We start from the raw sequence: 22,589 nt of genomic DNA on the forward strand, positions 1-22,589 counted from the left end.
TGAAAATAATTCATTTTGGTGCGCTCTTTGCTATAATTTGAGGCATATTTAGGAGGAACGACCTCCCTCATATTGAGAAAATTCGTCAGGACGGCCTGACTCTAGTGAAGAGGAGTCAGTAGCATGGCTTGGGTTTTTCTGATCTTTGCGGGTCTGTTTGAAATCGTTTGGGCATATTCAATGAAGCTGTCTGAAGGGTTTAGCAAACTTACACCCAGCATCATTACCATTGTATTCATGATTTTAAGTTTTGGTTTACTGGCCTATGCAATGCGAACATTGCCGCTAGGGACTGCGTATACCATTTGGACTGGAATTGGTGCGATAGGGTCTTTCTTGGTGGGGATTTTTATTTTAGGTGAGCCAGCAACTGCTATGCGGATGTTTGCTGCGGTGCTGATTGTATCGGGCCTGATTTTGATGAAACTCTCATCAAGCTAAATTCATTCAAATATGTATAGCTTCAAGCGATCCTTCGTTTGAAGCTTTGTTGTTTCTGCTCGGAATAAAAGGTGTTTTGCGTATGGCATGGGTGATTTTAATTGTTGCAGGTTTACTCGAAGTGGTTTGGGCCTATGCAATGAAAGTATCGGATGGTTTTACTAAACTGACACCGAGTATTTTAACCCTCGTATTTATGGTGGCCAGTTTTGCGCTGCTGTCTTATGCCATGAAGACCTTACCTTTGGGCACTGCCTATACGGTTTGGACAGGGATTGGTGCGATAGGTTCATTTTTGGTGGGGATTTTGATTTTAGGTGAACCTGCCAATGCCATGCGGATGCTCGCTGCGGTTTTAATCATTTCTGGACTTGTACTGATGAAACTTTCATCGTCATAATGTTGCATACATAGACAATTTTTGTGGTGAACCATGCGCTTATTTTTTAAATATATGCCATCTCCTGTCGGGGTACTGAGACTGGTGGCACATGATCAAGCCTTGGTTGCCGTATTGTGGGAAAATGAAAACCCAAAACGGGTACGTTTAGCTGAGCTGATCGAACAGAATCAGCATCCGATTTTGCTGGAAACAGAGAAACAGTTGAGCGAATATTTTGCGGCAAAACGTCAAAGTTTTGATTTGCCTTTGGATTTTTCGGGGACAGATTTTCAGAAGCAAGTTTGGCAGGCGTTATTACAAATTCCGTTTGGTGAAACCCGAAGCTATAAAGATATTGCGCTACAGATTGGCAATTTAAAAGCCGTTCGTGCAGTGGGTGCGGCTAATGGCAAAAATCCAATTTCAATTATTGTGCCGTGTCATCGGGTTGTGGGGGCGAATGGAAAATTGGTCGGCTTTGCAGGCGGTCTGGATAATAAAGATATTTTATTGAAGCTTGAGAAAATTGCGGATTAAGCTCGTTTTCGGAGTTTTTATGCTCGTATTTTAGTTTAATAATTTTAAAATCAGTATGTTATATTTTAATCTGTATTCTTTTGAAGAATCGTGTCTCTAACTCAAATAACGATGAATAATATGATAAGTCAAATTGTGGGGAATGTGTTTTCAGAACTGTGGTGGATGCTACTGATCTTGTTCGGGATTGGCCTTTTAAAAGCGTTTAAGCCCTATCTGAAAGGGAAGTTTGGTGAGTTCGCGGTTCAAGCACATGTAAAATTATATTTGGATGAGCGTTATATTTTAATTAACGATGTAACTTTGCCTGATGAGCAGGGTGGAACGACTCAAATTGACCATATTGTATTGAGCCCTTTTGGCGTTTTTGTGATTGAAACCAAAAACTATAAGGGCTGGATTTTTGGTGGTGAACGTCAAAAGATGTGGACGCAAAAAATTTATAAAAAGAGTTTTAAATTTCAAAATCCGCTGCATCAAAATTATAAACACGTCAAAGTGCTGCAAAGTGTGTTGCAAGATATTGTTGATGTAGATTATATCCATTCTGCTGTGGTGTTCATGCCTGAATGTGAGTTTAAAACTCCGATGCCCAGTACGGTATTTAAAGGTAAAGCATGGGTCGATTATATTAAGACCTTTGACTCAGAAGTGATTCCAGCGATGAAACTGAAAAGGATTCAGCTTCGGATTGAAAAAGAAGTGTTAGAAAAGTCATGGAAAACCAACCGTGAGCATGTTGCACATTTAAAGCAACGCCATCAAGATGGTTAAATACTCCATTTCAAAGCTGACTGATTCATTTTGTGCCGAAAATAAAATCTAGAATAAAAAAAAGCCAGTCTATTTCTTCATGGACTGGCTTTTATCTTTGCAGTTTTTTTCTAACTTAGAAACGCTTTGGAATTTTTTGACCGCCTTCAACAGGTGTTTCTGCCTGTTTTAATACACCAAAGAGCCAAGTTTCGGCATGATGTACTGCGACTTTAACACTGTCACCTTGCGCCAAACGGCCTGCAATAAAACTTGCCAACGAACATCCTGAACCGTGATATTCACCAGCTAAACGGGGGCAGCGAGTTTCAGAGATGAGCTCGCCATTCACAAACAGGGCATTACAAATATAGTCTGGTGTGTCTTCATGACCACCTTTGACCAGTACCGCTTTGGCGCCCATTTCAAACAGTTTTTGTGTCGCGGCGTCTAAGTCGTCGAGACCTGTTAACGCTCGTAATTCAACTGTATTTGGGGTAATAATGTCCGCCAATGGGATCAGCTCAACAAAAGCTTTGACTAAGGTGGCTTGATCACCCAGTGAACCCCCACTGTTCGCCACTAAAACAGGGTCGAGCACATACTTGTACTCAGGATGTTCACGTAGAAACTCAGCCAGTGCTGCAATATTATCAGTGGTGCCTAACATGCCAGACTTTACGGCTTTAATCGGTAAATCACCGACAACAGCGTGGGCCTGAGCTAACAGCAATTCTTTTGACGTCGCTTCAAAGCCAAACACTTGTTGCGAGTTTTGAACAGTGAGTGCTGTACACGCAATGGCTGCATGCGCACCACTTTGACCAATCGCTTCGATATCGGCCTGTAAACCAGCACCACCTGAAGGGTCTAAACCAGAAAAGCACAGTACGGTTGCGCGCACAGAAATATCCTTGTTGCGAAAATTTGCGATAGTATAGGCAACTTTAGCAGAACTCTCGATAGTATTTTATTTAAAGCCCAAGAAGGATCAGCTGTGATTAAACATATTTTGCTAGATTTAGATGGAACATTAACAGATCCGAAAGTTGGCATTACCACCAGTGCGCGTTATGGCTTAAACAAAGTCGGACATCCCATTGCTGAAGATCTAAACATTGACTGGATTATTGGGCCACCACTAAAAGCCTCTTTGGCAAAACTCTTAAATGTTACAGTGGACGATGTTTTGGCAGAGCAAGCTTTATTGGGCTATCGTGAGCGCTTTGCGGTGAAAGGTTTATATGAAAACCATTTATTTGCCGATGTTGAACCGACCTTAAAAAAACTGACTGAGCAGGGCTATCACTTGTATTTGGCGACAGCAAAGCCTGAAATTTATGCCCGTCAAATCTTAGAGCATTTCAATTTACTGCAATACTTTGTGCACCCTTATGGCAGTGAACTGAACGGTGAGCGGACCAATAAGGGAGAGTTGATTGCTTATATTTTAGAAAAAGAGCAGTTAAAAGCGGAAGAGTGTCTGATGGTTGGTGATCGTGAGCATGACATTTTGGGTGCACGTCGTAACGGCATTGAAACCATTGCGGTGGAATACGGTTATGGTTCTGATCAAGAGTTGACGGAAGCCGCACCTAAAGCACGAATTAAAACCTTTGCTGATATTTTGGACCTTATTTAACTCAGATAGGATTTAATTCGGACAGGATTTAAATAACGCCTTTTTCGACTGCGCACTACTTTTCTATATTGAAACAGTCGTGCGCAGTGATTAAAAATTAAAGTCCCAATATACGTCTAATTTCATTTGCTAACAGTGCAGGATTGACCTGTTGATGGGGAATGGTAAGGCTGTTGAAGCCATCACCACGAAATTTACGATCCACTTCTAAAAGCACATGGGTTTGATGTTGCTCTGCCACAAAGGACACTTCAACTTCATTGATAGTGTTGAACAATTGCGTAGGTTTAAATTCAAGTTCTTGATAACAACCAATGCTCGAGTGGAAACCATTGCCACGTAGTTGACCTTTTTCAACATCGACGGTCATCAACTGAAAACCGCATTGCTGCATGGCTTGAATAAACGCCTGCATAGCCGGTGTCGGTAAAATCTGTAAGTAGTCTTTATCAGTTGCATCGAGCCCCCAGTCCACATCGAGATGCGTATGTAACCACACTCGGGTTTTATTGATGCGGCAAGGCACATCTGTAACTGGTGTTTCAAAGGGCAGTTGAATCGAAAAAGGAAATGCATGTGAGTGATGAGCTTGTAACTCAAAAGCCCCGCTAATGTGCCATTCGGCAATACTTAAGGCGCTATTGTACTCAGCATCATCTGACTCAACCTCGGCTGTGGTCATGAGCTTTAAATAAATACCGTTGATAATTTTATTAGACGCGGCACCTTTAAAAATAACCTCACCCTGAATGGCTTGACCCGCTTGTGGCGCGGTGGTGTGTAGACGAGTATCGACTTGAATGCCTTGTAAGCCAAGACTAGACATGAGTTTGTTAAACATGGTGCAGAACTTCCAATAGGGAATCGATAGGTTTTAAATATTTAAAGTGAATGCACTTTGAAGACGCATATTTTTAATAAGCTGTTAGCGAATATCCAAATAAAAACTTTCTTTGACTTCTTCCATCACAATATAACTGTGCGATGACGCTGAAGAGGGCAGTTTTTTTAGTAAATCACCCAATAGGCGTCGGTAGGCACTCATTTCTTTTAAACGGGCTTTGACCAAATAATCGAATTCACCTGAAATCAGATGGCATTCTAAAACTTCAGGGATTTCGACCAAGTCACGTGCCACTTGATCAAACACATCGCCAGACTTGGCCGACAGCTTAATCTCTAAAAACACCAATAAGTTTCGATCGACCAGTTGTGGGTTGAGGCGTGCGTAGTAACCCATGATAATACCGTCGCGTTCTAAGCGTTTGACACGTTCTGAACAGGGGGTGGTTGAGAGGTTGACGCGAGAGGCCAATTCACTAATCGCAATTCGTCCATCGCGCTGCAAAATGTCTAAAATCTGCTGATCAATCCGATCTAATTTACGCATTATAAATTTCCTATGTTTAGAATTTTAGCGCGACAAAAATGGCGATTTACCTAGATTATAATATTAAAAACAGTGAAAAAAACTATTAACCTAAAAATATACTAGTGAAATAAACTAGTGTGTGTAAGGGATCAGTCATGCGTGTAATTGTCTTAGGTAGTGGTGTCATCGGTGTTGCAAGTGCATATTACCTTGCACAACAAGGCGCAAGCGTTACGGTTTTAGACCGTCAAGCTGGTCCTGCTGAAGAAACTAGCTTTGGTAACGCAGGGCAAATCTCTCCAGGTTATTCTACACCGTGGGCTGCACCCGGTATTCCGTTTAAAGCCGTAAAGTGGATGTTCCAACACCATGCACCTTTAGCGATTAACATCGATGGTAGCATGTGGCAGTTGAACTGGATGGCGCAAATGTTGAAAAACTGCAATCCACAAAGTTATGCCATTAACAAAGAGCGTATGACGCGTGTTGCTGAATATAGCCGTGACTGCTTACGTGAACTGCGTAAAGAAACAGGTATTCACTATGAAAACCGCGCGAAAGGAACTTTGCAGGTTTTCCGTAATGAAGCACAACTAGATGCAGTACAACGTGACATCCAAGTATTAAAAGAATGTGGCGTCGACTACGAATTATTATTAAAAGATGACTTAGCCAAAGTCGAGCCAGCTTTAGCCTATGCCAAAGACAAACTGGTCGGTGGTTTACATCTACCAAATGATGAAACAGGTGACTGTTACCTATTTACCAATGCTTTGGCAAACCTTGCGAAAGACATGGGCGTAGAATTTAAATTTAACCAAAATGTTGAAAAACTAGTGGTTGAAGGCGATGAAATCAAAGGTGTGGTGGTTGATGGTCAAGTGCTTACAGCAGACCGTTATGTGCTCGCTTTCGGTAGTTATTCACGTGATTTCTTAAAACCATTGAATTTGAATTTGCCTGTGTACCCTGTAAAAGGCTACTCACTGACGATTCCAATTGTAGATCCTGCATTTGCACCGCAGTCTACGGTGCTTGATGAAACTTATAAAATTGCCATTACGCGTTTTGACCAACGTATCCGTGTGGGTGGTATGGCTGAACTGAGTGGTTTCAACCACGGTTTAAACCAAGACCGCCGTGCGACCTTGGAAATGGTGACTCAAGACTTATTCCCAGGTGGAAATTTAGCTGAAGCAAGTTTCTGGACGGGTTTACGTCCAATGACACCAGACTCTACGCCGATTATTGGTGCGACTCGTTTTAAAAACTTATTCTTGAATACAGGACATGGCACCTTGGGTTGGACCATGGCATGTGGTTCAGGCAAGCTTATTAGTGACTTGGTGATGAACCATCAACCAGACATCAGTACTGAAGGCCTATCGATTCAACGTTATCCTTCAGCAGCCTAATTCGTTTTAGGTCATATTGATTCAAGGAAGAAGAAAATGCCACGTCCAATTACTGCAGTGATTCATAGTCAATCACTGCAGCATAATTTAAATGTTGCTCGCACGAAAATGCCGAATAGCCAAGTCTATGCGGTGGTCAAAGCCAATGCCTATGGTCATGGGATTGAACGCGTCTATCAAGCATTCAAATCTGCCGATGGTTTTGCGCTGCTCGATTTGGCAGAGGCGAAACGCATCCGCGCTTTAGGCTGGATAGGTCCGGTTCTGTTACTCGAAGGTATTTTTTCAGAGCAAGACCTATTTGACTGCCATGAGCTGGGCCTAAGTTTCAGTATTCATAGTGAATATCAACTCGAATGGTTAGCGCGTTTTCCTTTAGAGGCGCAGTTCGATGTTTATTTAAAAATGAACAGCGGCATGAATCGTTTAGGTTTCCGTCCTGAACAATACCGTCAAGTGTGGCAGCAGCTTTCCAGTTTGCCTCAAGTTCAACGCTTGACCCATATGATGCATTTTTCGGATGCCGATGGTGAGCGTTTCGGACGTGAAGGCATTGCGCATCAATGTCAGTTATTTGATGCCATCACCCATGATCTACCGGGTGCACGTTCAGTCAGTAACAGTGCAGCCATTCTCCGCCATGAACAGTTGCAGTCGGATGTGATCCGTAGCGGCATCATGCTCTATGGTAGTTCTCCAGATTATCCAAGCCACTCCATTCAAGACTGGGATTTGCAACCTGCCATGAGTTTGCGCAGCGAGTTGATTGCCATTCAGCAATTAAAAGCAGGCGATAGCGTCGGTTATGGCTCAAAGTTCATTGCTGAAAGCGACATGCGTGTGGGTATTGTGGCTTGTGGTTATGCCGATGGTTATCAACGGATTACCGCAACAGGTACGCCTATTTTAGTTGATGGACAACGCAGCAGCTTGGTCGGGCGTGTCAGCATGGACATGTTGGCGGTCGATTTATCTCACCTCCCAAATGCCCAAGTCGGCAGTGAAGTGGTGCTGTGGGGGACATCGAAACAGGGCACTGTGCTCAGCATTGATGAAGTCGCAGCAGGTTCAGGCACGATTGGCTATGAGCTGATGTGTGCTGTCACTGCACGTGTCAATTTTATCCAAGATTAAATTTTATTTTTATACAGTTTCATACAAGGAAAGACCTATGTCACATTCAGACATTCAAAAATTCAACACCAACGAAGTCATGAGTGCAGTCACTGTGTTTAATCAAGTGGTGTATTTGTCAGGGCAAGTGCCAAAAAATACCGACAATGATGTCGCAGGTCAGACCCGTGAAATTTTAGCAACTATTGATGAGCTTTTAGCTTTGGCAAATACAGATAAATCACGTTTGTTATCTGCTCAGCTTTACATCAAAAATCTCTCTGATTTTTCTACAGTCAATGCGATTTGGATTGATTGGATGAATGGTTGTGTGGCGCCTTCACGTGCCACGATTCAGGCTGATTTGGTTAATCCAAACTGGTTGATCGAAATTGCAGTGACGGCTGCACAAAACTAATTTTTAAACTCTCCCCGTGTATATCAGCGCTTGGGTTTCAACCGAAGTGCTGATGAGCGTATAAATGCCGCCCGTTAGGATAACGAGCACTGTATGAACATGGTTTATACGCAAAAAAGGACTTTAACAGGATGTTAAATTATGACGACTACCCCACAAGCTGACGGTGCAAATGCATCATCGCATGAATTACAACGGAAATTATCCAACCGCCACCTGCAATTGATTGCCATTGGTGGCGCGATTGGTACGGGCCTGTTCATGGGTTCGGGCAAAACCATCTCTCTTGCTGGTCCTTCTATTCTGATCATTTATATGATTATCGGGACCATGTTCTTTTTCCTAATGCGTGCATTGGGCGAAATTTTATTGTCAAATTTGCACTATAAATCGTTTATCGATATGGCTCATGATCTGATTGGGCCGGGTGCGGGTTACTATATCGGTTGGTCCTATTGGCTCGGTTGGGTCTTGGTCGGTATTGCGGACTTGGCCGCCATTATTAACTATCTCGGCTTTTGGCTCCCGCCAGACATGGCCTTTACTCCCATGGGGCAGGCTTTAATCAGTGTCGGCTGTGTGCTGTTTGTCCTTGGGTTAAATTTGCTGACCGTGAAACTGTTTGGTGAAATTGAATTTTGGTTTGCTTTAATCAAAATTTTAGCCATTTTAGGGCTGATCGTGATTGGTGGCTTTATGGTGTTTAGCCATTTCCAAGCACCGGGCGGTTCAGTTGCAAGCTTCAGTCATGTTTGGTCACATGGTGGTATGTTCCCTCAAGGTGGCAGTGGCTTTTTAGCAGGCTTCCAAATTGCACTCTTTGCCTTTGTCGGTGTAGAGCTGATTGGAACCATGGCTGCTGAAACCAAAGATCCTGAAAAGAACTTACCGAAAGCAGTGAATGCGATTCCAACCCGTATCATTTTGTTCTATGTCTTGTCGCTATTTGTGGTGATGTCGGTGACGCCGTGGAATCAAATTCCTGCGGATCAAAGTCCGTTCGTTTCACTATTTTTACATGCAGGTATCCCGACTTCAGCCATCATTATGAACTTGGTGGTGCTGTCTTCAGTGATGTCTTCAATGAATAGTGGCGTGTTCTCTACATCACGTATGCTGTTTGGTTTGGCAAGAGAAGGGCAAGCACCACAGAGTTTAGCGCGTCTATCAAAACGTGCGGTACCAGCAAAAGGCTTATTCTTCTCATGTGCTTTTATCATGGCAGGTGCGGCGCTACAGTACTTTGTACCAAACACGGTTGAAGCCTTTACATTAGCCAGCTCATTGTGTGTGATTCTGTTCATCAGTATCTGGAGCATTATTATGGTGTGCTATATCCGCTACCGTAAATTGCGTCCTGAGCTACATGCAAAATCGACCTTTAAAATGCCGGGTGGTGTTTGGATGTCTTATGTGGTCTTAATCTTCTTGTTCTTTACGTTGATTATTTTGAGTCTAGAGGTGGATACTCTTCGCGCATTGATGATCAGTCCACTATGGGTGATTATTTTAGCCGTGACGTATCAGCTGCTGTACAAACCACGTATGAAAAAACGTCTGTTAGGGCAGCAACTGGATAACTAAGTAACATTTATTCTGTACTCGTGATGTTTGAAAGAAAGCCCTGCATAAGTAGGGCTTTCTTTTTTTGCTTGAGCTGGATCAATGGGTTCTAACTAAGTGTTAGATAATTGTATGATTTTATATATAAAAGCTGTCTAAATCAGGTGATTTCACTTTAAATGAAGCACTTTAAAATTTTAACAATGATTTATGCGTAATTATAAAATCGACATTCTGCGTGGCGTGTCCATCCTATTGGTGCTGATTCACCATTTCAATATTCCGTATAAATTACACGATACCTTTCTCGGCATCCCAATTGGGAGTGAGAGCTTAAGTACCTTGATTGCAAGAAATGGCAATTATGGTGTGACCATGTTTTTTGTCATTTCAGGTTTTTTGATTACCCAGCATACTTTGCAGCGTAGTGGATCTTTGGCGCAGATTAAGCTGAAAGATTTTTATATCCGTCGTATTGCCCGCATCATGCCGTGTCTGGTGTTATTGGTCACGATGGTCAGTGTGCTCGGAAGTTTAGGATTGCAACCCTTTCTCAATCAGTCACCCAATGGCGTAGAGGTGTCCTACGCTGTGACTGTTCTTTCAGCTTTGAGTTTCTGGATGAATCTATTGATTATTGAATACGGCTGGGTGAACTATGCCTTGGGCGTATTGTGGTCTTTATCGGTTGAAGAAGTTTTCTATTTGGCATTTCCTGTCCTGTGTTTAGGGCTTGGTCGTGGTAAAGGCTTTATTGTTTTTCTGCTCGTTGTCATTGCGTATGCACCATATTTTCGTGCACTCCATTTTGGCGAGGAAAGCGGCGCTTATCTGTATCATTATTTTTCTAGTTTCGATGGAATTGCCATTGGCTGCCTCACCGCAATATATGCGCAACATTTTAAAGGTGTAATTTACAATCCAAAAATGATTGTTGCAGTAACAGCGTTTCTGATGACCGCTTTATATTTTTATGCACCCATCAAAGAGGTGAGTACATGGGGTATCAGCGTATTTGCTTTACTTACGGCTTTACTCATATTGTGTTTTACCCAAGACCCGAAAGTTAAACCTACCTCATCCACGGCACGGAGTTTGGTTTGGATTGGGCAGCGTAGCTATGAAATGTATTTGTTTCACTTAATTGTTCTCGGCTTAATGAAAGTGGTGTATTTCCCCAAAGACACTTTAGCGGCTGAAAAGTTGATGTTGTTGCCTGTTTATTTTATCGCGGTGTTTATTTTGAGTTGGGCGATTGAGAAATATTATTCGACCCCGCTCAATTTAAAAATTCGTCAATCTTGGATACGCTCGTAGCGTGGATCTTGAGTTGTGCTGTTGATTTTGTACAGACATTAAAAAGCCCCGAATCAATCGGGGCTTTTTAAGTGTGGGATTTTAAAATGTCGGTTTCACCACGACTAAAATCACCACAGCAAATAAAATGAGGGTCGGCATTTCATTAAAGAAGCGCCAAAATTTGTGTGACTTGTAGTGCGCATGACCAATCAATTTCTTACGGTAATAGCCGCAAACAAAGTGGTAAATCACCAACAGTCCAACCAAGCCGACTTTGAGGTAGAACCACAGGGCTTCATGGTAGTGGCGCGTTGCATCACCCCAATCGACCAAGAAATGTGCCGTGATAAGTGTTGCAATCATCGACGGCCACATAATGCCACGGTACAACTTACGTTCCATGACCTCAAAACGTTGATGACTGACGGCATCATCACTCATGGCATGGTAAACATAGAGCCGTGGTAAGTAGAACAATGCAGCGAACCAACACACCACGGCAATAATATGTAATGCTTTTACCCACAAGAAAGCATCAGAAGGAGCATCCATCAAGTCACCCTAAAATGGGCGGCTTAGCCTTCCCACTTTTTGAAAATGAGACATGCATTTACGCCGCCAAAACCGAAACTGTTACTCATCACAGTATTCAATTTTGCGTCACGTTTTTCAAGCACGATATCAAATGGTTTTGCGCCTTCATCCAGTTCAGTCACGTTGATGTTTGGTGCAATAAAGTCATTTTGCATCATTAGGACTGAGTAGATTGCTTCTTGTACGCCAGCAGCACCTAAGCTATGACCTGTCATTGACTTGGTTGAACTAAGTGGAGGAACCTGACCTTCGCCAAATGCACGTTCCATTGCTTTTAATTCAGTGATGTCACCGGCAGGCGTCGACGTACCATGCGTATTCACATAGTCAATTTTGTCTACGCCGTGTTGTTTTGCTTCTTCAAGTGCCATCAGTACACAACGTGTCGCACCCTCACCCGATGGCGCAACCATGTCTGCACCGTCAGAGTTTGCCGCATAGCCCACAACTTCAGCCAAAATGTTGGCACCACGTGCTTGCGCATGCTCTAAAGACTCAAGCACTACAAAACCGCCACCGCCAGCAATCACGAAACCATCACGGTCTGCTGAATATGGGCGAGACGCTGTTTCTGGTGTGTCATTGTATTTTGAGCACAGTGCACCCATCGCATCAAATAACAAGCTTTGAGACCAATGATCTTCTTCACCGCCACCTGCAAGCATTAAGTCTTGTTTGCCGAGTTGAATCAGGTTATAGGCATAACCAATAGCATCAGCAGACGTTGCGCATGCGCTGGTAATGGTGTGTGCAACACCTTGCATTTTAAAAGCAACACCAACGTTTGCTGTAATTGTGTTCGACATATTGCGTGGTACGAAGAACGGACCAACTTTACGTGCGCCTTTGGTGTCTAACAATTCTTTCATTTCAACTACAGATGCAGTTGAGCCACCACCTGAACCGCCCGCGATACCATAGCGTGGGTTGCCACCAATTTGCTCTGCTGTTAAGCCTGCATTTTCAACCGCAGCAACCGCAGCATTGTATGCATACATAGCACAAACACCCATAAAGCGTTTTAGCTTACGGTCGATACCATCAAAGTCTTGTTCAGCAGCAGCACTGATATGGCTTTTAAAATTGAGTTCAGCATAGGTTGGGTTAAAACGTGTCCCAGAAATCCCGTTTTGTAATGCATGAGTAACTTCTTCCAAAGTATTACCGATACATGAGTTGATACCCATGCCAGTGATTACTACACGTTTCATTTAAAGATCCCTTATATGGTGGTTTTGCAGAGTTGCGCTTAAAGATGAATCAACAATTTATTTCTAAGCCAATTGCAACTCTTATGTTTTCAATGCAGATCATAATAGCAGAAAGAATTTTTAATTCTTATGGCAAATCCTATGCCAATTTGACTTGTCTTAAAATCGGGAGCAGGGCATTTCAACTTTACTAAAAGACACATATTCTTATTGAGATAAATGCGTACTACACCTAGTATTTAGCTAGAAATGAAAGATTATAAAGTACGGGGTACGGAATGGCGGATTCAAACAATAAACAGCGCAGTGGTTTCTTTTCAAATGCCTTCGGAGTGGCTAAAAAGCTCAGCCATACAGGTTTAAACATATTAAACCAAGTGAGCCCAGATACGGCCTCAGCACTGACCAATGCTACAACTGGTGATAGTGCGAGTACAAAAACAAAATCGAAAAATAAGCGTTATGAACACCCGCAGCAAGTCTTAAGAGACCATCTGCCGACAGTATCACGTCATTTATTGGGACGTCATTATGTCAACGCAAATCGAGTCGCGCATTTTGTGTCGCCACAACTTTCCGATAAAGCCGCAGATTATTTTTTTAGCCAGCTCAATCAATTTAGCTCGAGTATGAGCTCGGTCGATGCCGTTTTAGATGAAGCGGGCGTGCGTGATTTAGAAATGCTGACCCAAGATGTAGACCGTTCAAAACGGATTAGTCAGGCATTGTCCGAACAAAATAAGATCATTGCTATTCTTCAGGGCGCACTGACTGGAGCAACGGGCTTTGTGGGCTCAACGGTAGATGTCCCTGCTTCCTTGGTGATGTCGTTACGTATGATCTACCAAGTGGGGCGTTCTTATGGTTTTGACTTAACTAAAGAGTCCGATCAAGACATCGTCCAGTTTATTTTTAAACAGATTGATCTTGGGCTGATTGCGGAAAAACAAACTTTGTTGATGGCAATAAAAGCCATTTCAAGTACCTTGCAAACCCATGATGTCTCTCAGTTACAACAGCTTTTAGGTTCAAGCAATGATATTGAAGCCTTAAAGAAATGGTTGACCAATGCCGATGGTCAGCTGAAATGGGGACAGTCGATTGCCAACCTCTCGCTACTGAATAAGCTAGCAAAACTCACACCCATTGCCAGTGCAGGGGTGAGTGCAGCCTATAGTTGGCGTCTCGTGGATGATGTACACCAAAAAGCACAACTGGTTTTTTCACAAGCCCGCCAGTATATCATCCAACAAAAAGATACCAGCCTGAGTGCTTTAACAGCATATGAACGCTCACTTGAGCTTTTGGTGAAAGCCTCACCACGACTGCTTTCACAGCGCAGTACATCAGACACCGATAGCTCAGATTTAAAGCTTGGAGCTGAAGTAGAGTTAAATGGTCATCAAAGTATTGCTAAAGTAAAAGTTCAGAAAAAGTCCGACAAAGTCACAGAGCCTGTCGCAACCGAAGAGCGTGTTCAACAAGGGCTGGAACAGCTCGCAGATCAAATGGTTGAACCTCATGATGCTGTCGCACCGCAGCAACCAGCCCTACAAGTGGAAGAAGATCTTGCAGATTTATATCCAGTAGATGAGGTTGAAGACACCACACACAACAATCGTGAGTCTTTTACGGAAAATGAACCTGACATAGCTTCAAAAGTTGCAGCGCAACCTGCTGTAGAGCTGACTGAAAAAAAGGTTACAAAAAGACGAAATGCTTCAAGTAAAAAATAAACCCTTTAAAATAGATAGAAATTTGTAAAAGCCCTGATTTGGTCAACATTACATGTAGTTTGAAATGTTGACCATTTTTACGTCTTAGCTTACAATTGCATGCCCTCAAAAAGTCGTCTTTTTTTGGGTTTTTTATTAACGGGAGAATTGCCAAATGGCAACAACAAATCAGTTGATCCGTAAGGGTCGTACGACTTTAGTTGAAAAATCTAAAGTTCCTGCGTTGAAGGCTTGTCCACAACGTCGTGGTGTTTGTACACGTGTTTACACAACTACACCTAAAAAACCTAACTCAGCAATGCGTAAAGTTTGCCGTGTGCGTTTAACTTCTGGCTTTGAAGTTTCAAGCTACATCGGTGGTGAAGGCCACAACCTACAAGAGCACAGTGTTGTTCTTATCCGTGGTGGTCGTGTTAAAGACTTACCAGGTGTACGTTACCATACCGTTCGTGGTTCTTTAGACTGTGCTGGTGTGAAAGATCGTAACCAGTCTCGTTCTAAATACGGTACTAAACGTCCTAAGAAATAATCTTTCGAGATTGATCTCTTAGTTCGCTAGAACTGCAATCCTTTATCGTCTCGCTTGTCTGATTTCTGCATTAATTTTGTGAAATTCAAGCGACGTGTAGTAAGGCCAGCGAAAGCACATGACACTTTGTGCTACGGCTGGATTAACCTGAAGTGTCATATATATAGGTAGTTTAAAATGCCAAGACGTCGCGTAGTTGCTGCTCGTGAAATCCTTCCGGATCCTAAGTTCAGCAGCCAAACAATCGCTAAATTCATGAACCACGTAATGCAAGATGGTAAAAAATCTATTGCTGAAAGTATCGTTTACGGTGCTTTAGACCGCGTTCAAGAAAAAAACAAAGTAGACCCAGTTGAATTTTTCGAGACTACTCTTGAAAAAGTTCGTCCTATGGTTGAAGTAAAAGCACGCCGTGTTGGTGGTGCTACTTATCAAGTACCTATGGAAGTACGCCCATCCCGTCGTACTGCTCTAGCTATGCGTTGGTTAGTAGATGCTGCTGCTAAGCGTTCTGAAAAAACTATGGCTTTACGTCTTGCTGGTGAGTTGCTTGATGCAGCTGAAGGTAAAGGCGCAGCGGTTAAAAAACGTGATGACGTGCATCGTATGGCTGAAGCCAACAAAGCATTCTCTCACTACCGCTTCTAAGCGACTAAAACAGCCCCTATTCAGGAGGGTGATAGCTTGGCTTACGCCAAACTGTCATCGAATCGCTTTAAGCTGTTCGTCAGCTTAAAGCGCCTGTTTTAAACAACAAAATTTAGGAATGCAAGAAATCATGGCTCGTCAAACCCCAATTTCTCGTTATCGTAACATTGGTATTTCTGCGCACATTGATGCTGGTAAAACCACGACTACAGAACGTATTTTGTTCTACACAGGTGTATCTCACAAAATTGGTGAAGTACACGATGGTGCAGCAACAATGGACTGGATGGAGCAAGAGCAAGAACGTGGTATTACCATTACTTCTGCTGCTACGACTACATTCTGGTCAGGTATGTCTAAACAGTTCCCTGAACACCGTATCAACGTAATTGATACACCGGGACACGTTGACTTCACAATTGAAGTTGAACGTTCTATGCGTGTTCTTGATGGTGCGTGTATGGTTTACTGTGCTGTAGGTGGTGTACAACCTCAGTCTGAAACTGTATGGCGTCAAGCGAACAAATACCAAGTGCCTCGTTTAGCATTCGTGAACAAGATGGACCGTACTGGTGCCAACTTCTTCCGTGTTGTTGAACAAATGAAGACACGTTTAGGTGCATCTCCAGTACCTGTAGTAATCCCTGTTGGCGCTGAAGAAAACTTCCAAGGCGTAATTGACTTGATCGAAATGAAAGCGATCATTTGGGACGAAGCTTCACAAGGTATGAAGTTTGAATACGGTGAAATCCCGGCTGAACTTCAAGCTACTGCTGAAGAATGGCGTGTAAACATGGTTGAAGCTGCTGCTGAAGCTTCTGAAGAGCTAATGGACAAATACCTAGAAGAAGGCGATCTTTCTAAAGAAGATATCGTTAATGGTCTACGTGTTCAAACTTTGGCTTGTCAAATTCAACCAATGCTTTGTGGTACAGCATTCAAAAACAAAGGTGTTCAACGTATGTTGGACGCAGTAATTGAATTCTTACCATCGCCTACAGAAGTTAAAGCGATTGAAGGTGTTCTTGACGATAAAGCTGAAACTAAAGCGATTCGTGAAGCATCTGACGAAGCTCCGTTCTCTGCACTTGCGTTCAAAATCATGAACGACAAATTCGTAGGTAACTTAACTTTCGTACGTGTTTACTCTGGTGTTCTTAAACAAGGTGATTCTGTTTATAACCCAGTGAAATCTAAACGTGAACGTATCGGCCGTATCGTGCAAATGCACGCGAACGATCGTCAAGACGTTGAAGAAATTCGTGCGGGTGATATCGCTGCGTGTGTAGGTCTTAAAGATGTAACTACAGGTGATACACTTTGTGATGAGAAAAATGTCATCACACTTGAGCGTATGGAATTCCCAGAGCCAGTAATTGCATTGGCTGTTGAACCAAAAACTAAAGCTGACCAAGAAAAAATGTCAATTGCTTTAGGTCGTTTGGCTAAGGAAGATCCATCATTCCGCGTTCGTACTGATGAAGAGTCAGGTCAAACAATCATCGCTGGTATGGGTGAACTTCACCTTGACATCATTGTTGATCGTATGAAGCGTGAATTCGGTGTTGAAGCAAACATTGGTAAACCAATGGTTTCTTACCGTGAAACGATCAAAAAGTCAGTTGAACAAGAAGGTAAATTCGTTCGTCAAACTGGTGGTAAAGGTAAATTTGGTCACGTATACGTACGTTTAGAGCCAATGGATGCTGATGCTGGTAAAGACTACGAGTTCGCTGAAGAAGTTGTTGGTGGTGTAGTTCCTAAAGAATTCTTCGGTGCTGTGGATAAAGGTATCCAAGAGCGTATGAAGAATGGTGTCCTTGCTGGTTACCCAGTTGTAGGCATCAAAGCTACATTGTTTGACGGTTCTTACCACGATGTCGATTCGGACGAATTATCGTTCAAGATGGCAGGTTCTTATGCCTTCCGTGACGGTTTCATGAAAGCAGATCCTATCTTGCTTGAACCGATCATGAAAGTTGAAGTAGAAACTCCAGAAGACTACATGGGCGATATCATGGGTGACTTAAACCGTCGTCGTGGTATGGTTCAAGGTATGGATGACTTGCCTGGCGGTACTAAAGCAATTAAAGCTGAAGTTCCACTTGCAGAGATGTTTGGTTACGCGACTCAAATGCGTTCTATGTCTCAAGGCCGTGCAACATACTCTATGGAATTTGCTAAATATGCTGAAACTCCACGTAACGTGGCTGAAGGCATCATTTCTAAATTCCAGTCTGGCGGTAAAAAAGGTGACGACGAGTAATCTTTCGATTACTATAAGCCCAAACTAATTCATAGTTAAAAACCAAGTGCTCATGCAGTGATCCTGCATGAGTAGTTTAAAAAGGAAGATCTCATGGCTAAGGCTAAGTTTGAACGTAATAAGCCACACGTTAACGTGGGCACAATCGGTCACGTTGACCATGGTAAAACAACTTTAACAGCTGCAATTGCAACTGTATGTGCGAAGAAATTCGGTGGCGAAGCGAAAGATTACGCTGCAATTGACTCTGCACCAGAAGAAAAAGCACGTGGTATTACAATTAATACTTCACACGTAGAATACGATTCTCCAACTCGTCACTACGCACACGTAGACTGCCCGGGCCACGCCGATTATGTTAAAAACATGATTACTGGTGCTGCTCAGATGGACGGTGCGATCCTTGTATGTGCTGCGACTGATGGTCCAATGCCACAGACTCGTGAACACATCCTTCTTTCTCGTCAGGTTGGTGTACCTTACATTCTTGTATTCCTTAACAAGTGTGACCTTGTTGATGATGAAGAACTTCTTGAATTAGTAGAAATGGAAGTTCGTGAACTTCTTTCTACTTATGACTTCCCAGGTGATGACACTCCAGTTATCCGTGGTTCAGCTCTTCTTGCACTTAATGGTGACGCTGGTCAGTATGGCGAAGAAGCAGTTGTTGCGCTTGTTGACGCGCTTGACACTTACATTCCAGAGCCAGTACGTGCAATCGACCAAGCATTCTTAATGCCAATCGAAGACGTATTCTCTATTTCTGGTCGTGGTACAGTAGTAACTGGCCGTGTAGAAACTGGTATTGTGAAAGTAGGCGAAGAAGTTGAAATCGTTGGTATCAAAGATACAGTTAAAACAACTGTAACTGGCGTAGAAATGTTCCGTAAACTTCTAGACGAAGGCCGTGCGGGCGAGAACTGTGGTGTTCTTCTACGTGGTACTAAGCGTGAAGACGTACAACGTGGTCAAGTACTTGCTAAACCAGGTGCAATCAAGCCGCACACTAAATTCGATGCAGAAGTATACGTACTTTCTAAAGAAGAAGGTGGTCGTCACACTCCATTCCTTAACGGTTACCGTCCACAGTTCTACTTCCGTACAACTGACGTAACTGGCGCGATCAAATTACAAGATGGCGTTGAAATGGTTATGCCTGGTGACAACGTAGAAATGTCAGTAGAATTAATCCACCCAATCGCAATGGACCCAGGTCTACGTTTTGCGATCCGTGAAGGTGGTCGTACAGTTGGTGCTGGTGTAGTTGCTAAAGTAACTGCATAATCATCTGATTGTGTGAAAAAAAGCGCTCCTTTGGGGCGCTTTTTTTATTTCTTCATCTTAGCAATTAAGTGATTATTTTAGGGCAAGATACAGCATGCTTTAGTGTTCATCCTAAAAATAGCGTAGAACTTTACGCACACTAAATTGTCTAACAATCCACCCCGAAAACTGTCCTAAACTGATATTTTGCTGACCCTAACTGCACTTATGGGCGGAGCCCAATCACGTAAGATAAAAAGACGAAAACAACTATAAGCAGTGGATGTCTTCAGGATATTCATAGGAGCAGAATGATGAATGCGAAGGTAAAAATCACCAACCGTGCGGGTGCGAGTTTCCCTGTACGTCGGATGAACTTTGAGTTTGAAAGCGTACCTGAATATTGGATGAATGGTTCAGCTGGGCTGACCCATTTTATGACCGCGCTATCGGCACTCTTTCCAGCAGGTGAAATGTTTTTTATCGACAGTGTTCGTGTGGTCAGACAGCATCCCTCGATTAAAGATAATGCCGAATTACAAAAAGAAATTTCAGCCTTTATTGGTCAAGAAGCGATGCATACGCAAGAACATGAAGGTTTTAATGCGTCTGCGCAAAAGTATGGGCACGATGTTGCAACACTTGACCGCTATACCGACCGTGCAATTCAAACCACGCGTAAAGTGTTTGCTTTTCTCGGCAAGCCTGTGGGTATTACTCAAGAGATGGTGGATTTAACGGCAACCACCGCGCTGGAACATTTTACTGCAACCATTGCCTCTCAGTTGTTGGTCAATAACCACATTCAAGAGCTGATGAGCGATGAAACCATGAAAACCATGTGGTTATGGCATGCCATTGAAGAAAATGAGCACAAAGCTGTGGCTTATGATGTGTTTGAAGGTGTTTTTGGTAAGGGAGTCAAATCCTATTTACTACGAACGGGATCACTGGTTGCAGCCATGGCCATTTTATTCTGCGTGCAGTCGTACTTTGTATTTCGTTTATTACAGCAAGATAAACAGCTGAACAGGGCGGCGCTGAAAGATATTTATACCTATGCATATAGTCCATCGAAAGGGATTATTACAGGGATGGCACGTGAAATGATCATGTACTTTAAACCGGGTTTTCATCCTAATCATCACGACACCGATGCGTTACTTGAGAAGTGGAAGTTAAAATTAGGGTTTTAAGCAGTTTTGGCTCTTTGAGCGATGTAAATCGCTCTTTTTTTTGTTCGGTTTTTAGCACAAATTTTTTATACTGTGACCTCCACATTTTAGAAAGATAAACGAAGATGATTCGTTTAATGCAAGCTGCGGACTTAAGCCAAGTTGCGCAGATTGAAAATTTAGTTCAAACCCATCCTTGGAGCCTACAACAGTTCCAAGAGTCCATGCAGTCTTATCACAGTACCGTGATTGAACAGGCAGGGCAGGTGGTAGGCTTTTGTATCCTCCAGCCCGTTCTTGATGAGGCCAATTTATTGTTGATGGCCATTCATCCAAGCCAGCAAGGTAAAGGGTTGGGTTATAAGTTATTAGATGCCTCACTGGCACAACTCAAAAACAACCCAATACAAGTGTTCTTAGAAGTCCGTGAGAGCAATCAGGCGGCCATTGCCTTGTATGAAAAGTCCGGTTTTCATCAAATTGATTTGCGTAAAAACTATTATCCTAAACCAGATTGTGGCCGTGAGCATGCCATTATTATGGTGAAATCGTGTAGTGATGACTTTTCCGAGTTATTTAAATAAGAGAAAAGTCGAGCTTCTGTATAACGCCATTATTTAATAATGGCGTTATTCCACCCCGAAGGTAGGGTGGTCATTAAGGAGTTTCCCAGTTGCTGTACTTCCTCGCTGCTCAGACTATGATTGAGTCTGCGCCACTGACCATCAATCAACAATTCTAGCGGTAAATACTGCGATTTATAGTTCATTTTTTCTGAGTGCGGCACCCAATAGCCCAAATACACAAACTGTAAAGCGCGTGCTTTGGCGAGCTCGATTTGTTTTAAAATGGCGAAAGTCCCTAGTGAACGTTTGTTTTCATCGGGATCAAAAAACGTATAAACCGCAGATAAACCATCATCTAGAGGATCGCAGGTCGAAACACAGATGAGCTGGTCTTGTTTCCAGAGCTCTAAGAAAAAGCTCTCAGTACAGCTATGCACGAGGAATTTATCAAATTGATCACGGCTAGGCGGGAACATGTCTCCATCGGCATGGCGTTTAAAAATATAACGCTCATATAAGTCATAATGTTTTTGGGTGGCGTCTGCAGTGCGGGTAATTTTTAAAGTGAGATCTTGATTGCGTTTCCATGCTTTTTTTTGACTGCTGTTCATTTTAAATTCGCGCACAGGTACGCGGCTAGATAGGCACTGTCGACATAGATGACACTCTGGGCGGTAGACAAAATCACCACTCCGGCGAAAACCCACCCTAGAAAGTTCAGACAGCGTGACGACATCCATACGATGTGCTGGATCGAGAAATACCATCCGAGCTGACTTTTTTTCTAGATAGCTACAGTCATGCGGTGGCGTGATGTAATACTGTAAATCATTCAGTAGGGACTTCGGGTGATACGAATTCATGATAAATCCCTCTATTATTCTTTATTCAGTCAGTCGCGCATTTTGCGCTATTGTTTTACTTGAAAATACACCGTCCTGATACATTTTCCAATCGATAGCGGGTTGATTTACAACATCTTGTAACGATTTTAAGTAGGTTTGCCGAGAAAGTGTACAAGCACCAAGGCTTAACAGATGATCATTGACCAATTGGCAGTCGATCCAAGGCAGCTTATTTTCACGTCCAATCAACATCAGCGTATAAAATGCCATTTTTGAGACATCCGTTTCGGTACTGAACATGGACTCCCCAAAACAGCCGTGTCCAATGCTGACGCCGTATAGTCCACCAACCAAGCGTGTTTGATCCCATACTTCAACACTATAGCCATAACCTGCATCAAACATTGCACAGTAGCCATCAATAATGTCTTCGCTGATCCACGTGTCATCAGCATAGCTGCGAGGTAGTGAGCAGGCACGGATCACTCGTTCAAAAGCCTGATTGATGGTGATGCGATAATCTTGCTTTTTCATACTCCGAATGAGAGTTTTACTGGGCTGATAATCCTGCGGACGGATGATGCAACGTGGCTCGGGGCACCACCAGCAGATGGGCTCGCCTGTTGAGAACCATGGAAACAAACCATGGCTGTAGGCTTCAAACAGGGTAGAACGGGAGAGGTCTGCACCGATACAAATTAAGCCTTCACCCTCGGGGTCAACTTCAAGCGGATCGGGAAAGATATACTCAGAAGGTGGTAACTGCTGCATAGTGGTGTGTATATATGAAAAAAAATGACTTTAAGATCATACATAAAAAA

24 protein-coding genes are annotated in these 22,589 nt (G+C 42.9%); 17 read left to right on the forward strand and 7 right to left on the reverse strand.

What is annotated here, in order from left to right:
• Positions 1-123 precede the first annotated feature (123 nt).
• The 4 genes from sugE (MN200_RS03480) (at position 124) to MN200_RS03495 (ending at position 2,134) form a co-directional block, all read left to right on the forward strand.
• Complete coding sequence (gene sugE, locus MN200_RS03480; protein WP_005400191.1) at positions 124-441, forward strand: quaternary ammonium compound efflux SMR transporter SugE; 318 nt, start codon at positions 124-126, stop codon at positions 439-441.
• Between the two features lie 82 nt (positions 442-523).
• Positions 524-841, forward strand: a complete 318-nt coding sequence (gene sugE / locus MN200_RS03485) for a quaternary ammonium compound efflux SMR transporter SugE (protein ID WP_010325989.1) — start codon at positions 524-526, stop codon at positions 839-841.
• Positions 842-874: 33 nt separating this feature from the next.
• On the forward strand, positions 875-1,360 hold the full coding sequence (locus MN200_RS03490) for a methylated-DNA--[protein]-cysteine S-methyltransferase (RefSeq protein ID WP_058869013.1): 486 nt from the start codon (positions 875-877) through the stop codon (positions 1,358-1,360).
• Between the two features lie 120 nt (positions 1,361-1,480).
• The gene (locus tag MN200_RS03495) at positions 1,481-2,134 is read left to right on the forward strand and encodes a nuclease-related domain-containing protein (RefSeq protein ID WP_242760057.1); all 654 of its coding nucleotides are present in this window, start codon (positions 1,481-1,483) and stop codon (positions 2,132-2,134) included.
• Between the two features lie 115 nt (positions 2,135-2,249).
• Here the strand turns inward: MN200_RS03495 and MN200_RS03500 are convergent, their stop codons facing one another.
• A complete protein-coding gene (locus tag MN200_RS03500) occupies positions 2,250-3,017 on the reverse strand; it encodes a hydroxymethylpyrimidine/phosphomethylpyrimidine kinase (protein WP_058869015.1) in 768 nt (255 codons plus the stop codon).
• 93 nt (positions 3,018-3,110) lie between these two features.
• Here MN200_RS03500 and MN200_RS03505 point away from each other — a divergent pair, with 93 nt between their 5' ends.
• Complete coding sequence (locus MN200_RS03505) at positions 3,111-3,755, forward strand: HAD-IA family hydrolase (protein ID WP_125273884.1); 645 nt, start codon at positions 3,111-3,113, stop codon at positions 3,753-3,755.
• A 97-nt stretch (positions 3,756-3,852) separates the two neighbouring features.
• On the opposite strand, the gene MN200_RS03510 is transcribed toward MN200_RS03505, so the two are convergent.
• Both MN200_RS03510 and MN200_RS03515 read right to left on the reverse strand, forming a co-directional pair.
• A complete protein-coding gene (locus MN200_RS03510; RefSeq protein ID WP_242760058.1) occupies positions 3,853-4,596 on the reverse strand; it encodes a sporulation protein in 744 nt (247 codons plus the stop codon).
• Positions 4,597-4,680: 84 nt separating this feature from the next.
• Complete coding sequence (locus MN200_RS03515) at positions 4,681-5,145, reverse strand: Lrp/AsnC ligand binding domain-containing protein (protein ID WP_004694947.1); 465 nt, start codon at positions 5,143-5,145, stop codon at positions 4,681-4,683.
• A 137-nt stretch (positions 5,146-5,282) separates the two neighbouring features.
• On the opposite strand from MN200_RS03515, the gene MN200_RS03520 reads away from it, so the two are divergent.
• The 5 genes from MN200_RS03520 (at position 5,283) to MN200_RS03540 (ending at position 10,953) form a co-directional block, all read left to right on the forward strand.
• A complete protein-coding gene (locus tag MN200_RS03520) occupies positions 5,283-6,542 on the forward strand; it encodes a D-amino acid dehydrogenase (RefSeq protein ID WP_004694945.1) in 1,260 nt (419 codons plus the stop codon).
• 36 nt (positions 6,543-6,578) lie between these two features.
• Positions 6,579-7,676, forward strand: a complete 1,098-nt coding sequence (gene alr / locus MN200_RS03525; RefSeq protein ID WP_242760059.1) for an alanine racemase — start codon at positions 6,579-6,581, stop codon at positions 7,674-7,676.
• A gap of 37 nt (positions 7,677-7,713) precedes the next feature.
• Positions 7,714-8,073 carry a RidA family protein gene (locus MN200_RS03530; protein WP_004694941.1) on the forward strand — a complete coding sequence of 120 codons (360 nt, stop codon included), beginning with the start codon at positions 7,714-7,716 and terminating at the stop codon, positions 8,071-8,073.
• A gap of 141 nt (positions 8,074-8,214) precedes the next feature.
• Positions 8,215-9,657 carry an amino acid permease gene (locus MN200_RS03535; RefSeq protein WP_168159392.1) on the forward strand — a complete coding sequence of 481 codons (1,443 nt, stop codon included), beginning with the start codon at positions 8,215-8,217 and terminating at the stop codon, positions 9,655-9,657.
• A gap of 189 nt (positions 9,658-9,846) precedes the next feature.
• Complete coding sequence (locus MN200_RS03540) at positions 9,847-10,953, forward strand: acyltransferase (RefSeq protein WP_242760060.1); 1,107 nt, start codon at positions 9,847-9,849, stop codon at positions 10,951-10,953.
• 81 nt (positions 10,954-11,034) lie between these two features.
• On the opposite strand, the gene MN200_RS03545 is transcribed toward MN200_RS03540, so the two are convergent.
• Complete coding sequence (locus MN200_RS03545) at positions 11,035-11,487, reverse strand: CopD family protein (protein WP_005011820.1); 453 nt, start codon at positions 11,485-11,487, stop codon at positions 11,035-11,037.
• A 23-nt stretch (positions 11,488-11,510) separates the two neighbouring features.
• The gene (locus MN200_RS03550) at positions 11,511-12,740 is read right to left on the reverse strand and encodes a beta-ketoacyl synthase N-terminal-like domain-containing protein (protein WP_004694933.1); all 1,230 of its coding nucleotides are present in this window, start codon (positions 12,738-12,740) and stop codon (positions 11,511-11,513) included.
• Positions 12,741-13,018: 278 nt separating this feature from the next.
• Here MN200_RS03550 and MN200_RS03555 point away from each other — a divergent pair, with 278 nt between their 5' ends.
• From MN200_RS03555 to rimI, 7 genes are all read left to right on the forward strand, one after another.
• Positions 13,019-14,476, forward strand: a complete 1,458-nt coding sequence (locus MN200_RS03555; RefSeq protein WP_242760061.1) for an EcsC family protein — start codon at positions 13,019-13,021, stop codon at positions 14,474-14,476.
• Positions 14,477-14,630: 154 nt separating this feature from the next.
• The gene (rpsL, locus tag MN200_RS03560) at positions 14,631-15,005 is read left to right on the forward strand and encodes a 30S ribosomal protein S12 (protein ID WP_002050319.1); all 375 of its coding nucleotides are present in this window, start codon (positions 14,631-14,633) and stop codon (positions 15,003-15,005) included.
• Positions 15,006-15,182: 177 nt separating this feature from the next.
• Complete coding sequence (gene rpsG / locus MN200_RS03565; RefSeq protein ID WP_004694929.1) at positions 15,183-15,653, forward strand: 30S ribosomal protein S7; 471 nt, start codon at positions 15,183-15,185, stop codon at positions 15,651-15,653.
• A 130-nt stretch (positions 15,654-15,783) separates the two neighbouring features.
• Positions 15,784-17,919: an elongation factor G gene (fusA, locus tag MN200_RS03570; RefSeq protein WP_010326001.1), complete on the forward strand. Its 2,136-nt coding sequence runs from the start codon at positions 15,784-15,786 to the stop codon at positions 17,917-17,919.
• Positions 17,920-18,012: 93 nt separating this feature from the next.
• Positions 18,013-19,203 carry an elongation factor Tu gene (gene tuf / locus MN200_RS03575; protein ID WP_010325730.1) on the forward strand — a complete coding sequence of 397 codons (1,191 nt, stop codon included), beginning with the start codon at positions 18,013-18,015 and terminating at the stop codon, positions 19,201-19,203.
• A 293-nt stretch (positions 19,204-19,496) separates the two neighbouring features.
• Positions 19,497-20,378: a metal-dependent hydrolase gene (locus MN200_RS03580; RefSeq protein WP_242760505.1), complete on the forward strand. Its 882-nt coding sequence runs from the start codon at positions 19,497-19,499 to the stop codon at positions 20,376-20,378.
• A gap of 104 nt (positions 20,379-20,482) precedes the next feature.
• Positions 20,483-20,941 (forward strand): ribosomal protein S18-alanine N-acetyltransferase, encoded by a 459-nt coding sequence (gene rimI, locus MN200_RS03585; RefSeq protein ID WP_242760062.1) that lies wholly within the window; start codon positions 20,483-20,485, stop codon positions 20,939-20,941.
• A gap of 29 nt (positions 20,942-20,970) precedes the next feature.
• Here rimI and MN200_RS03590 read toward each other — a convergent pair whose 3' ends face one another.
• Together MN200_RS03590 and aat are read right to left on the reverse strand one after the other, a co-directional pair.
• Positions 20,971-21,786: an arginyltransferase gene (locus MN200_RS03590; RefSeq protein WP_178927773.1), complete on the reverse strand. Its 816-nt coding sequence runs from the start codon at positions 21,784-21,786 to the stop codon at positions 20,971-20,973.
• Positions 21,787-21,807: 21 nt separating this feature from the next.
• Positions 21,808-22,539 (reverse strand): leucyl/phenylalanyl-tRNA--protein transferase, encoded by a 732-nt coding sequence (gene aat / locus MN200_RS03595; protein ID WP_242760063.1) that lies wholly within the window; start codon positions 22,537-22,539, stop codon positions 21,808-21,810.
• Between the last annotated feature and the right edge of the window lie 50 nt (positions 22,540-22,589).

The organism is Acinetobacter sp. LUNF3 (genome assembly GCF_022699605.1).
Lineage (GTDB): Bacteria > Pseudomonadota > Gammaproteobacteria > Pseudomonadales > Moraxellaceae > Acinetobacter > Acinetobacter johnsonii.

Excerpts from the sequence above, each read along its gene's own strand:
- sugE (WP_005400191.1), top strand. The coding sequence starts at position 124 with ATGGCTTGGGTTTTTCTGATCTTTGCGGGTCTGTTTGAAATCGTTTGG.
- sugE (WP_010325989.1), top strand. The coding sequence starts at position 524 with ATGGCATGGGTGATTTTAATTGTTGCAGGTTTACTCGAAGTGGTTTGG.
- MN200_RS03490 (WP_058869013.1), top strand. The coding sequence starts at position 875 with ATGCGCTTATTTTTTAAATATATGCCATCTCCTGTCGGGGTACTGAGA.
- MN200_RS03495 (WP_242760057.1), top strand. The coding sequence starts at position 1,481 with ATGATAAGTCAAATTGTGGGGAATGTGTTTTCAGAACTGTGGTGGATG.
- MN200_RS03510 (WP_242760058.1), bottom strand. The coding sequence starts at position 4,596 with ATGTTTAACAAACTCATGTCTAGTCTTGGCTTACAAGGCATTCAAGTC.
- MN200_RS03515 (WP_004694947.1), bottom strand. The coding sequence starts at position 5,145 with ATGCGTAAATTAGATCGGATTGATCAGCAGATTTTAGACATTTTGCAG.
- MN200_RS03520 (WP_004694945.1), top strand. The coding sequence starts at position 5,283 with ATGCGTGTAATTGTCTTAGGTAGTGGTGTCATCGGTGTTGCAAGTGCA.
- alr (WP_242760059.1), top strand. The coding sequence starts at position 6,579 with ATGCCACGTCCAATTACTGCAGTGATTCATAGTCAATCACTGCAGCAT.
- MN200_RS03530 (WP_004694941.1), top strand. The coding sequence starts at position 7,714 with ATGTCACATTCAGACATTCAAAAATTCAACACCAACGAAGTCATGAGT.
- MN200_RS03535 (WP_168159392.1), top strand. The coding sequence starts at position 8,215 with ATGACGACTACCCCACAAGCTGACGGTGCAAATGCATCATCGCATGAA.
- MN200_RS03540 (WP_242760060.1), top strand. The coding sequence starts at position 9,847 with ATGCGTAATTATAAAATCGACATTCTGCGTGGCGTGTCCATCCTATTG.
- MN200_RS03545 (WP_005011820.1), bottom strand. The coding sequence starts at position 11,487 with ATGGATGCTCCTTCTGATGCTTTCTTGTGGGTAAAAGCATTACATATT.
- MN200_RS03550 (WP_004694933.1), bottom strand. The coding sequence starts at position 12,740 with ATGAAACGTGTAGTAATCACTGGCATGGGTATCAACTCATGTATCGGT.
- MN200_RS03555 (WP_242760061.1), top strand. The coding sequence starts at position 13,019 with ATGGCGGATTCAAACAATAAACAGCGCAGTGGTTTCTTTTCAAATGCC.
- rpsL (WP_002050319.1), top strand. The coding sequence starts at position 14,631 with ATGGCAACAACAAATCAGTTGATCCGTAAGGGTCGTACGACTTTAGTT.
- rpsG (WP_004694929.1), top strand. The coding sequence starts at position 15,183 with ATGCCAAGACGTCGCGTAGTTGCTGCTCGTGAAATCCTTCCGGATCCT.
- fusA (WP_010326001.1), top strand. The coding sequence starts at position 15,784 with ATGGCTCGTCAAACCCCAATTTCTCGTTATCGTAACATTGGTATTTCT.
- tuf (WP_010325730.1), top strand. The coding sequence starts at position 18,013 with ATGGCTAAGGCTAAGTTTGAACGTAATAAGCCACACGTTAACGTGGGC.
- MN200_RS03580 (WP_242760505.1), top strand. The coding sequence starts at position 19,497 with ATGAATGCGAAGGTAAAAATCACCAACCGTGCGGGTGCGAGTTTCCCT.
- rimI (WP_242760062.1), top strand. The coding sequence starts at position 20,483 with ATGATTCGTTTAATGCAAGCTGCGGACTTAAGCCAAGTTGCGCAGATT.
- MN200_RS03590 (WP_178927773.1), bottom strand. The coding sequence starts at position 21,786 with ATGAATTCGTATCACCCGAAGTCCCTACTGAATGATTTACAGTATTAC.
- aat (WP_242760063.1), bottom strand. The coding sequence starts at position 22,539 with ATGCAGCAGTTACCACCTTCTGAGTATATCTTTCCCGATCCGCTTGAA.